Below are 12,351 nucleotides of genomic sequence, written 5' to 3'. Positions count from 1 at the left end.
TTTATAGTAACGGTGACCAAAGTCGGCAATAGGATTCTTTTAGTTTAGCAAACTTGGAACGCTGTTGCCATTTTTCTAATATAAGTTCCTCGCTATCTTCAAGGTCTTCTAGAAAAATATTTTTTAGTTCAACACTTGTTTCTTTATTATAGATAAGCGCATTAATTTCAAAATTAACATTAAAACTCCTGTAATCTAAATTTGCGGTTCCAATGGTAGAAAACAAATCATCTACTACCATCGTTTTTGCATGAACAAAGCCTTTGGTATAGCGGTATACTTTTACTTTCGCTTCTAATAAGCGCTCTATATGCGAGTTGGTAGCATGTTTGGCTGTCCAAGAATCTGACGTTTTAGGAATTAGCAATCGTACATCCAAACCAATCTTTGCTGCTACCTGCAAAGCTGTAACTATTTCATCATTTGGAATAAAATAAGGTGTTGTTATATACACATAATTTTCAGCTGTATTAATGGCTACAAACATAGCTTCCATAATATTTGCCCAATCGGTATCAGGACCACTTGCGGCAATTTGAACTGCTTTGGTGGATTCAATTTGAATATCAGGGAATAATTCCGAAGAAATTTCACAACTTGAATTAGATACAAAGTCCCAGGTCATTAAAAAATGTACTTGAAGCGGTTTTAATGCTTCGCCCACTATTCGTAAATGGGTATCGCGCCAATACGAATCACCATTTTTATAATTCACATAGCTATCTGAAATGTTTACACCTCCAACATAGCCTATCTTTCCATCAATAATAGCAATTTTTCGATGGTTTCTATAGTTCATTTTACCCGTGAAACTGGGAAACAAAACAGGCATAAACGCATAAAACTCAATTCCACTTTGGCGCATTCTTCTTTTAGTTCTCCAAGACATTTTACTTCCTACATCATCAAAAGTTAATCGGACTTTAATACCTTCCTTCGCTTTATCACAAAGAATATCAATAAGTTTTGTTCCGATATTATCGTCTTTTAAAATGTAGTATTCTAAATGAATATGATGCGTGGAATTTTTTAAGTCCTCAAATAATAATTCAAACTTCTTTTTGGCATTTTTAATTATTTGAAGGTCATTATGTAATGTTACAGGCGTGTTTTTATTAGTATTAAGGAGATGAACGAGTTTAATTTTTTCGTCTAAAAAATCATCTAATTTATGAAGCTGGCTTTCACTTAACTCAAAATCTCTCCCCAGATTTTGTATAATTTTTTCGTTGAGAACATTTTTTCGGTTGAAAATTTTATTCTTACGGTATTCCTGTCCAAAAAAGTAATAGACTATCAATCCTAAAAATGGAAAAACCACTAAAACCATTATAAAAGAAAGGGTTTTAGTGGGATTTATGTTTTTAAATAAAATAGTTATAGCAGCCGAAATTGCTAAAACATAATTCAGGATAATTACAATGACCCAAATATTATCAATTAAGAAGTCTAACATTAAGGTTTTGTGGAATAGTAACCGTCTTGCGGAATTTCAATCAAATAGTTTTTTCTAGACTTATTGTTTAAAAAAGGTTCACGTAACCAAGGGTTATGAATTTTTAATATTTTATAATTGATTTTATAATTTTCTGCAAAAGCAGTAAAATCCGTAACCGCTGTATCTACAGCTACCTTATAGGTAGGAATATTTATATATAAGTCTTTATCTCTAAAATTAAAACCATATTTATCTGCGTTAGATAAAATTTCTTTTAATGCAACAATTCTAAACATATAGCGTCCTGTTTCTTCACCTAAAAGCAAATCATAATATCCAGTAACATTTTGTTCACTTAAACGTCTAGATATTCCAGACATTCCAGCATTATAAGCCGCAGCTGCCAATGTCCATGATCCTAATTTCTCTTTGGACTTTTTTAAGTAATCGCAAGCGACTTCAGTCGACATTTCTAAATTATATCGCTCATCTACATTATCGTTTACTTCCAATCCATATTCACGTGCAGTTGCTGGCATTATTTGCCAAACACCTCTTGCACCTGCTGGCGAAACAGCATTTGTTAAACCACTTTCTATAACGGCTAAATATTTAAAATCGTCAGGAACACCATGTTTTGCTAAAATAGGCTCAATAATTGGAAAGTACTTTTTGGCACGCTTAAACATGAGTAAACCGTTGGACTGCCAATAGGTATTTACCAATAATTCACGGTCCATGCGTTCATAAATATCCGGGTCTTTTAATGGTAATGCTTCACCTGCAAAATCTAAATTATCAGGAATTTGCAGTGCATAAACATTATAATCGTTTATGAGTTGCTTCTCAAAATTTTCATCGGTTTTTGCATTCTGTTGCGCAAAAATAAATAGGAAAGTTAAACTTAACAATCCTACCATCATTAACATTCTTTTCATCAATTTCATCTCTGTAAGTTTTTGTTTAAAGTTATAAAAAAAATCAACATGATTCACTAGAACCCTCTAAAATAAGTTGTGGTAAATGTTCATTAAACCAACGGTATTTATTGAGGATCATGATATGGGTTCCTTTATCAATCGTAATACAATTTTTAATATGCCTGTATGGGAAAACATTATCCAATGATCCGTGTATATGGATTATATTCTCTGGTGCTTTATTTTGATTCCAACAAATCATTTCTTTTACCGCCCAATTAATATATCTTGGATCTGTTACGGAAAGATACTTTTTATAAAGCGCCACGCGCTTTTTAACGGTTTCTCCAAAAGCGTATTTTGCCATTAGATCCATGTTACCCATTAAAGAAGCTGGAAACAATTTAAAGGCTTTAGTTGCACGCATAATTTTCATCCGATTCGGCATTTCTTCTTTGCTTTTTATGCTAGAAATAATTATTAATCGCTTAATTTTTAAATGCTTACTCATTTCCTGAACTAAAACCCCACCAAATGAAACGCCAATTAGCGCAATATTATTTTCTGTTATTTGATTTACTAATCGTAATGCATAACTAGATAGTGTTTCATTAACTTCCGGAATTTGCCATTCCAACAAGTGAATTTTAAAATTTGATTCGGGTAGTTTTATATATTCAAAAATGGTTGGACTTGCAGCCAATCCAGGCATAAAATATACATGTATTATATCTTGATTCATAAGGTATTAAAAGCCTTTAATATTAACAATGACAATAATTTTTCGTAAATTTGTGTTACAAAACTATATAAAAATAGTTTTCACTCCCTATAATTCCATTGAATAAAAAGAATATTATGATAGAAGAACATGAACTCATTGACAATGACTTTTTGCGTCAGTTTGAGTTAAAAATAGACGATCAACTTGCAAAAATTGAATATTCACTTCAGGAACGTAAAATATTTTTAACCAAGCTTATTATTCCCGAAGACGTGTTTTCGGAATCATTTCAAAACGAATTTATAATTATCGTTTTCAAAAACATCCAAGAGCGTAATTTAAGCGTTGTTCCCACAAGTCCTGAAATAGCCAGATTTATTAGAAAAAACAGACAATACAAAAGTATGCTTCCCGTTGGTGTTCGCATCTAATATTTATCCCAATGTTTATTTTTGATATAATTGTTTTAAAAAATGTATTTTTATCAAAAGTTTTTAGTTTTTTTATTCGGCTAATCTGATATGTTTCTTACTCTTAAGAATGAAATACATTTTTATACTTTTTTTACTTGTTTTAGGCTGTTCACCTGAAAATAAAGAATTGACAAATATTTTTCGGTATAATGAACACAAAAACATCAGTTCGCTAGATCCAGCGTTTTCTAAAGATCTAGCCGATATTTGGGCAACCAATCAGCTTTTTAATGGCTTGGTTGAAATGGATGACAGCTTAAACGTCAAACCAAGCATTGCCATAAATTGGATAGTTTCAGATAGTGCTAAAACCTATACGTTTACGTTACGTAATGATGTGTATTTTCATAATCATGGTTTATTTGGAAAGGATTCTACCAGAACGGTAAAGGCTTCCGATTTTGAATACAGCTTTAACCGAATTAAAGACAAACAAATTGCATCGCCTGGCAGTTGGGTGTTAAATAAAGTAGAGGACTTTTATGCGGTTAATGATTCTATCTTCGAAATAAAACTGACACAGCCCTTTCCTGCTTTTTTAGGCTTACTAACCATGAAGTATTGTTCCGTAGTTCCTAAAGAAATTGTAGAACATTATGGCACTGATTTTAGAGCTAACCCAATAGGTACTGGTCCCTTTAAATTTAAAAGATGGGAAGAGAATTTAAAGCTCGTTTTCAGAAAAAACAATAACTATTTTGAATCTGACAAACAAGGTGAAAATCTGCCGTATTTAGAAGCCGTTGCTATAACATTTCTTCCGGATAAGCAAAGTGAATTTCTACAGTTTGCACAAGGAAATTTAGACTATGTATCTGGCTTGGATGCTTCCTATAAAGATGAAATTCTAACAGCCAATGGAAAACTTCGTGACAATTATTCTAATGATGTAAACATGATACGTGGTCCTTATTTAAATACGGAATATTTGGCGTTTTATATGGATTCTGACGTTTCGGAAATACAATCAGAATATATCAGAAAAGCAGTAAATTATGGTTTTGATAGAGAGAAAATGATGATTTACCTCCGGAATGGCGTAGGTATTCCAGCTCATGGCGGGTTTATTCCGAAAGGCTTACCTGGTTACAGTCAAAAATCTGGATTTAATTATCAACCAGAAAAAGCAAAAAAATTAGTTGAACAATTCAAAACAGAAACTGGCAATAAAAATCCTGAAATCACGATTACAACTACAAGTAATTATTTAAGTTTTTGCGAGTATATTCAGAGAGAACTCCAAAAAACTGGCCTTTTGGTTTCTATTAATGTTATTCCTGCGTCTAGTTTAAAAGACTCTAAAGCGAATGGTAAATTAGATATGTTTCGCGCTAGCTGGGTAGCAGATTATCCAGATGCTGAAAATTATTTATCACTCTATTACAGCAAAAATTTTGCACCTAATGGTCCTAATTACACACATTATAAAAATGACCAGTTTGATGCTTGGTATGAACAGGCTTTTACAGAAACTAACACTTTAGAAAGAGAAAGGCTTTACACCAAAATGGATAGTTTAGTGATGGCCTCTGCTCCTGTTGTGCCAATGTTCTATGATGAAGTTGTCCGATTTACCAGAAAAAATATTTCGGGTTTGGGGATTAACCCGATTAATTTATTGGAGTTAAAACGCGTGAAAAAGACCGATTGAATTCAATGAATAAAATAAAACTTTTAACCTCTATTCCCTTCTAAACCGTTTCGTTTCTTCAAAAACATGCTCTAAAATCGCGGCATCTTGTGCTGTGAATTTTATATCGCGTCGTGACATAACAACTTCTGCAACTTCAAAAGCTTTTTTGGTTAAATAGGTTGTAAAACCACTACTTCCTCCCCAAGAAAAACTTGGTACAAAATTTCGCGGAAATCCACTCCCAAAAATATTAGCACTTACACCTACAACCGTTCCCGTATTAAACATGGTGTTAATACCACATTTACTGTGGTCACCCATCATAAGTCCGCAGAATTGCAAACCTGTTTTTGCAAACCCTTCCGTTTGGTAATCCCAAAGGCGTACCTCCGCATAATTGTTCTTTAAATTCGAATTATTGGTATCGGCGCCTAAATTGCACCATTCGCCAATAACAGAATTTCCTAAAAAACCATCATGACCTTTATTAGAATATGCGAAAATCACGGAATTAGTCACCTCTCCTCCTACTTTACTATGAGGTCCAACCGTTGTTGGTCCATAAATTTTAGAAGCCATTTTCACGGTTGCATGATCACATAAAGCAAAAGGTCCGCGAATAACGCTTCCCTCCATAACTTCGGCATCTTTACCAATATAAATAGGGCCATTTGTAGCATTCAAGGTTACAAAATCTAGTTTTGCGCCTTCTTCTATAAATATAGATTCCGGATGAATTGTATTAACCGTTGCTGGAATGGGTTGCGATTTTCTATTCGTTGTTAGTAGTTCAAAATCATCTTGAATCGCTTCGCCGTTTTTAGAGAAAATATCCCATGTATTTTCAACTTTTAAAAGTGATTCGGTATATTCAATAGCCTCATAAGTATCAAAATTAACTTCCTCTTGAGATTCTTTCGTATAAAAAGCAATAACATCCTCATCCTTAAAAATGGCTTGGTTTTCACTCAAATCTGTAATCATGGCTACCAATTCATCATTTGGCAAATAAGAGGCATTAATCATGACATTCTGCTCCATTTCAACCATTGGGTATTTGTCTGATAAATACTCTTCTGTTACGGTCGTGGTTGTAGAACCTAAATAAAGTTCCCATTTCTCGCGAATGGTTAATATACCAATGCGAATGTCTGCAACAGGTCGTGTATACGTAAAAGGCAATAAATTATTGCGCGAAGGACCATCAAAAAGAATGTAGTTCATGAGATATGCTTTTTGGTAAAAATAAAAAAAGCCTTTCAATAGTTGAAAGGCTTTTAGAAATATATTTTAGACTAAATTTATTTTTTAAATTTAGCGTATTTAGTTTTAAACTTGTCAATACGACCAGCTGTATCTATTAATTTAGATTTACCTGTGTAAAACGGGTGTGATGTTCTAGAAATCTCCATTTTAATTAATGGATATTCAACACCTTCCACTTCTAAAGTTTCGTTCGTGTTTGCTGTAGATTTTGTTAAAAAAACGTCTTCATTAGACATGTCTTTAAACGCTACTACTCTATAATTTTCTGGATGTATTTCTTTTTTCATCGCTAAATGCTTTAATATCTTAACTTTTTTCGAAGTGCAAATTTAGGCAATTTTAATAACTATGCAATACTTTTTTAATTTATTTATATGAAATATGTCATATTGCTAAATTATTCCGTCTCACCTCTTTTTTCTAATTGCCTTTCTTACTTCTTTTTCTTCTAAAAGCAAAAGTAGTCAAATTCCCATAATTAAACAATAAGTAGGTATTTAAAATACAGTTTATTGTAACGTTTTGTTATATTTGTTTACTAACTTTTTATAATCAACTAAAAGAAATTAACAAAATGGAAACATCTACTAAATCAATTGCAATTAATTTCGGTCTATATCTTGGCGGAATTTTATCATTATTAACAGTTATGGCTTATGCTATAAGTCTAGATTTATTTACTAAATGGTGGTTTGGAATTGCCATGATGATTTTGGTTATTGTTTTAGGTGTTATGTCTTCAACAAAATCAAGAGGCGCACTAAATGGCTTTATTAGTTTTAAAGGCGCATTTACATCATTTTTTATTACAGTCCTTATAGGATTAGTGATTAGTACTGTTGTTAGTTATGTAATTTTCAACATTGTCGATCCAGAAGCTTCAGGAATATTACAAGAAAAAATACTGACGTCACAGGTTGAAATGATGCGTGGTTTTGGTGCACCAGAAGAATCAATTGCTCAAATAGTTGAAGAAATGGAAAAGCAAGAGGATATGTATTCTATTGGTAATATTTTACAAGCTTTGGCATTTCAATTGGTCGGTTTTAGCGTCGTTGGCCTTATTGTTGCTTTGGTTGTTAAAAAAGAAGATATACAAGCTTAAATAATTTCGTTACTTTTGGTGTTTCACCTATGAAATCACATCCATGAATATATCAGTAGTCATACCACTACTTAACGAACAAGAGTCTTTAATAGAGCTACATGATTGGATTGCAAATGTTATGCAATCCAATCATTTTTCTTATGAAATCCTTTTTATTGATGATGGTAGCACAGATGATTCTTGGAAAATCATTCAGCAGCTTTCAGAAAAAAACAAGGCTGTAAAAGGTATTCAGTTTTTACGGAATTTCGGAAAATCGCAAGCCTTACACGCTGGTTTTGAAAAAGCCGAAGGCGATGTTGTAATTACTATGGATGCGGATCTTCAAGACAATCCAGAAGAAATTCCTGATTTATACAATATGGTTATTTCTGACGGTTTTGACATGGTTTCCGGTTGGAAGAAAAAACGCTACGACTCCGTACTTTCTAAAAATATGCCGTCAAAACTATTCAATTGGGCAGCTAGAAAAACGTCTGGTGTTAAACTCAATGATTTTAATTGTGGCTTAAAAGCATACCGACAAAATGTGGTAAAAAACATTGATGTCAATGGTGAAATGCATCGTTATATTCCGGTATTAGCAAAAAATGCAGGCTTTACTAAAATTGGTGAAAAAGTGGTGCAGCATCAAGCTAGAAAGTATGGCGAAACAAAATTTGGAATGGATCGTTTTATTCACGGTTTTCTAGATTTAATAACTATTTGGTTTATTTCCAGATTTGGAAGAAGACCTATGCATTTATTTGGTGCACTTGGCGTAATGATGTTTGCTATTGGATTTGCATTTTCCTTTTATTTAGGAATTGATAAACTATTTTTAAATCCTTACGGCCGACTTATTACCGAAAGACCACAGTTTTTTATTGCCTTGGTAACCATGATTATTGGTACCCAATTTTTTGTTGCTGGTTTTCTAGGCGAAATTATATTACGAACCAAAGAAAACAGAAAACGGTATTTAGTAAAAAATGCTATTTAACGGTTATCCAGCTCACATTTTTATGAATTTCGTACTGATGTACGCTACTTTATTACAACTATGATACATATTAAACCTGAATTATTAGCGCGTATAAACACTTGGTTAACGCCTACTTTTGATACAGAGACTCAAGATTATATAAAAAATTTAATAGCAACCAATCCATCGGAATTACAAGAAGCTTTTTATAAAGATTTAGAGTTTGGAACTGGAGGCATGCGCGGTATTATGGGAATCGGAACCAACCGAATTAACAAATATACGTTAGGAAAAAACACACAAGGTTTAAGCAACTATCTGAAACAAAGCTTCCCTGGTGAAATTATAAAAGTTGCTATTGCTTTCGATTGTCGACATAACAGTCAATCTTTAGCCAAACTGGTTGCAGATGTGTTTTCAGCCAATAATATTGAAGTCTTTTTATTCGAAGATTTACGTCCAACTCCTGAATTATCCTTCACATTAAAATATTTAAAATGCCATTGTGGTATTGTATTAACGGCTTCTCATAATCCGCCAGAATACAACGGATTTAAAGTGTATTGGCAAGATGGTGGTCAACTAGTTCCACCTCAAGATGCTGAAATTATTGCCGAAATTAATCGCTTAGAATATTCTGAAATTAATTTTGAAGCGCAAGAACCGCTAATTAATTACATTGGTGAAGCTTTAGATAATGTGTTCATTAATGCTTCTGTTAAAAATGGAAGTTTTAATACAGATCCGGAAGCAAAAGACAATCTAAATATTGTTTTCACTTCTTTACATGGTACATCTATCACTATTATTCCAGAAACCTTAAAACGCGCTGGCTATAATCAGGTGCATATTGTTGAAGAGCAAGCCAAACCAGACGGTAATTTCCCTACTGTAAAATCGCCAAATCCTGAAGAACCTGCAGCCTTAAAAATGGCTTTGGAATTAGCAGAAAAAGTACAAGCTGATATTGTTATTGGAACTGATCCAGATAGCGATCGTGTTGGTGTGGCTGTTAGAGATTTAGATAATAAAATGATTATCCTCAATGGCAACCAAGCCATGATAATCATGACGGAATTTTTATTAAAGCAATGGAAAAAATCCGACAGAATTAAAGGCAAGGAATTTATTGGTTCTACCATTGTATCCACGCCCATGATGCAAAAGTTAGCAGATGCATATCAGGTGGAATGTAAAATTGGTTTAACCGGATTTAAATGGATTGCTAAAATGATAAAAGACTTCCCAGAACTTAATTTTATTGGTGGTGGTGAAGAAAGTTTCGGGTTCATGGTTGGCGATTTTGTTCGCGATAAAGATGCTGTTACCGCTACCCTTTTGGCTTGTGAAATTGCAGCCCAGGCAAAAGCACAAGGCAGCTCCATTTATGAAGCATTAATCAACTTATATGTAGAACATGGTTTTTATAAAGAACGTTTAGTTTCTATCACCAAAAAAGGTATTGAAGGTGCTCAAGAAATTAAACAGATGATGTATGATGCACGCGAAAACCCTTTGGAAAGAGTGAATGGATCTAAAGTTGTTAAAATTGAAGATTATCAATTATCACAATCTAGACAGTTAAGCAATGGCCATATTGAACAACTTCATATTCCAAAATCAAACGTATTAATTTACTATTTAGAGGATGGTAGCCAAATAGCTTTAAGGCCAAGTGGAACGGAACCGAAAATTAAGTTTTACATTAGCGTTAATGCCACTTTGGACAATGTGTCAGCGTTTCAAGCAACGGAACAGAAATTGGAAAACAAGATTGATGCAATTTTGAAGGACATGAATCTAAACTAGATGAAAAAAATAATAATCCAGCTATTACCATTTATTAAGACCTATAAAAAACACGTTGTTTTAAATGTGATTTTTAATGTTCTAAATGCGTTGTTTACAACCCTTTCCTTTGTCGCATTAATTCCTATGCTTAATGTTTTATTCGATAAAACGAATAGAGTAACAGAAGCACCAATTTGGAATGGCATTGGCGACTTAAAGAATTACGCCAATGATTTGCTTAACTTTAAAATAAGCGGTTATCTGGATGCTAATAATGCCCAAATGGCTTTGGTTATAGTAATCGCCATCGTTATTTCCACATTTGCGCTAAAAAACCTATTTGGTTATTTAGCGAGTCAACATGTTATGTATCTTAAAAATGGTGTGTTAACAGATTTACGTAATGATATGTATGACAATATTATTAATCTGCCATTAAAATTCTACTCAAAAAGACAAAAAGGAGATGTCATGGCACGTATTTTAGGTGATATTGGTGAAATGCAAAACTCTCTATTTATCGTTTTAGAATTAATAGTAAGAGAGCCCTTAAACATTGTTTTTGCTTTAGGAACCATGTTTTATATAAACTGGCGCTTATCACTCTTTGTTTTAGTTTTTATCCCAACTGCTGGATTTATAATTTCGAGGATTGGAAAAAGACTTAAAAGTGAATCTTTAACAGCACAACAAGAATCTGGTCGATTAATTTCTATAGTTGAAGAAACTTTAACGGGTTTAAAAATTGTAAAAAGCTATAATGCAGAACCACTTTTTAAAGAAAACTTTAGAAACTCGGCAAGTAAGCTTTTAAAGTTATCCAATAGTATAGGCCTAAAAAATAATCTTGCTGGCCCTATAAGCGAAATACTAGGAATCATTACCATAGCCGTATTATTATGGTACGGTGGTAAATTAGTACTTATTGATGAAGTGATAGAAGGCACAACATTTATTGGTTTCATGTTACTTGCATATGGTATTTTAACGCCTGCAAAAGCAATTAGCAAAGCGAGTTATAAAGTTAAAAATGGTATGGCAGCTGCCGATCGTGTTTTTGAAATTCTACATGAAGAAGACAACATGGAAGATAATCCTGATGCTATAGATTTCAAGGATTTTAAAGATAAAGTTTCTATCAATAACATTTCGTTTAAATACGATAATGATCTTGTTCTAAAAAACTTTAGCGTACAAGTAGCGAAAGGTAAAACCTTGGCGTTTGTTGGGCAATCTGGTAGTGGAAAAAGTACCATTGCTAATTTGGTTACCCGTTTTTACGATGTAAATGAAGGCAATATTACAATAGATGGTATCGATATAAAGGACATGACCAAAAAGTCATTAAGAGACCAAATGGGATTAGTAACCCAAGACTCCATTTTATTTAATGACTCCATAAAAAACAACTTATTAATTGGTAAACCAGGTGCTACCGATACGGAAGTAATTGATGCTTTAAAAATAGCTAATGCTTGGGAATTTGTTCAAGAATTACCAAATGGGATTAACACCAATGTTGGCGATGCTGGAAACAACTTTTCGGGCGGACAAAAGCAGCGTTTAAGTATTGCTAGAGCTGTTCTTAAAAACCCACCAATTATGATACTAGATGAAGCCACTTCGGCTTTAGATACCGAAAGCGAACGATTAGTTCAAGTGGCGCTTGATAACATGATGAAAAACCGAACATCTATTGTTATTGCACACCGTTTATCCACTATTCAGAATGCCGATTTAATTGTTGTTATGCAACATGGTCAGATAGTGGAACAAGGAACACATACTGAATTGATAGACAAAAATGGTATGTACCGCAGATTGGTAGAAATGCAAAGTTTTGAGTAGATTTTAAATAAAAGATAATTTGAAATTTATCAATTAAACCATCTAATTTTCCTTGTAATTACATCTAATTCTTTAGCTTTTAGTCTATTTTCTTTACGCTATATTCTCTGTTCCTGTTTTTCTGTTCACTGAATACTGTAAACTTATTCTCAAAGTCTCATTAAACTTTTTTACCTTCTGCTAGTC

Annotated in this window: 11 protein-coding genes; 6 read left to right on the top strand and 5 right to left on the bottom strand. The window is 33.0% G+C overall.

Going from position 1 to position 12,351, the window contains the following annotated elements:
* Position 1: 1 nt before the first annotated feature.
* The 3 genes from cls to ES675_RS14955 are packed head-to-tail and all read right to left on the bottom strand — an operon-like array spanning position 2 to position 3,100.
* A complete protein-coding gene (gene cls / locus ES675_RS14965) occupies positions 2–1,456 on the bottom strand; it encodes a cardiolipin synthase (protein WP_066252702.1) in 1,455 nt (484 codons plus the stop codon).
* Positions 1,456–2,385, bottom strand: a complete 930-nt coding sequence (locus ES675_RS14960; RefSeq protein WP_066252704.1) for a lytic transglycosylase domain-containing protein — start codon at positions 2,383–2,385, stop codon at positions 1,456–1,458. Before ES675_RS14960 ends, cls begins: the two co-directional genes overlap by 1 nt.
* A gap of 34 nt (positions 2,386–2,419) precedes the next feature.
* On the bottom strand, positions 2,420–3,100 hold the full coding sequence (locus ES675_RS14955; protein ID WP_066252706.1) for an alpha/beta hydrolase: 681 nt from the start codon (positions 3,098–3,100) through the stop codon (positions 2,420–2,422).
* A 116-nt stretch (positions 3,101–3,216) separates the two neighbouring features.
* On the opposite strand from ES675_RS14955, the gene ES675_RS14950 reads away from it, so the two are divergent.
* Positions 3,217–3,513: an N-acetyltransferase gene (locus tag ES675_RS14950; RefSeq protein ID WP_211362534.1), complete on the top strand. Its 297-nt coding sequence runs from the start codon at positions 3,217–3,219 to the stop codon at positions 3,511–3,513.
* Positions 3,514–3,622: 109 nt separating this feature from the next.
* Complete coding sequence (locus tag ES675_RS14945; RefSeq protein WP_066252708.1) at positions 3,623–5,206, top strand: ABC transporter substrate-binding protein; 1,584 nt, start codon at positions 3,623–3,625, stop codon at positions 5,204–5,206.
* 30 nt (positions 5,207–5,236) lie between these two features.
* Here ES675_RS14945 and ES675_RS14940 read toward each other — a convergent pair whose 3' ends face one another.
* Positions 5,237–6,412 (bottom strand): GlmU family protein, encoded by a 1,176-nt coding sequence (locus ES675_RS14940; RefSeq protein WP_066252711.1) that lies wholly within the window; start codon positions 6,410–6,412, stop codon positions 5,237–5,239.
* 77 nt (positions 6,413–6,489) lie between these two features.
* Complete coding sequence (locus ES675_RS14935) at positions 6,490–6,741, bottom strand: type B 50S ribosomal protein L31 (RefSeq protein WP_066252712.1); 252 nt, start codon at positions 6,739–6,741, stop codon at positions 6,490–6,492.
* 287 nt (positions 6,742–7,028) lie between these two features.
* Here ES675_RS14935 and ES675_RS14930 point away from each other — a divergent pair, with 287 nt between their 5' ends.
* The 4 genes from ES675_RS14930 to ES675_RS14915 are packed head-to-tail and all read left to right on the top strand — an operon-like array spanning position 7,029 to position 12,165.
* The gene (locus ES675_RS14930) at positions 7,029–7,559 is read left to right on the top strand and encodes a DUF4199 domain-containing protein (RefSeq protein WP_066252714.1); all 531 of its coding nucleotides are present in this window, start codon (positions 7,029–7,031) and stop codon (positions 7,557–7,559) included.
* A 43-nt stretch (positions 7,560–7,602) separates the two neighbouring features.
* On the top strand, positions 7,603–8,544 hold the full coding sequence (locus tag ES675_RS14925) for a glycosyltransferase family 2 protein (RefSeq protein ID WP_066252718.1): 942 nt from the start codon (positions 7,603–7,605) through the stop codon (positions 8,542–8,544).
* Positions 8,545–8,604: 60 nt separating this feature from the next.
* The gene (locus tag ES675_RS14920; RefSeq protein WP_148367538.1) at positions 8,605–10,335 is read left to right on the top strand and encodes a phospho-sugar mutase; all 1,731 of its coding nucleotides are present in this window, start codon (positions 8,605–8,607) and stop codon (positions 10,333–10,335) included.
* On the top strand, positions 10,336–12,165 hold the full coding sequence (locus ES675_RS14915) for an ABC transporter ATP-binding protein (RefSeq protein ID WP_066252720.1): 1,830 nt from the start codon (positions 10,336–10,338) through the stop codon (positions 12,163–12,165).
* Positions 12,166–12,351 lie beyond the last annotated feature (186 nt).

The organism is Algorimicrobium algoritergicola, assembly GCF_008086165.1.
In the GTDB taxonomy this organism is placed as follows: domain Bacteria; phylum Bacteroidota; class Bacteroidia; order Flavobacteriales; family Flavobacteriaceae; genus Algorimicrobium; species Algorimicrobium algoritergicola.
Note: the sequence above shows the minus strand (reverse complement) of the source record. Positions and strands in the feature narration are given on the sequence as shown.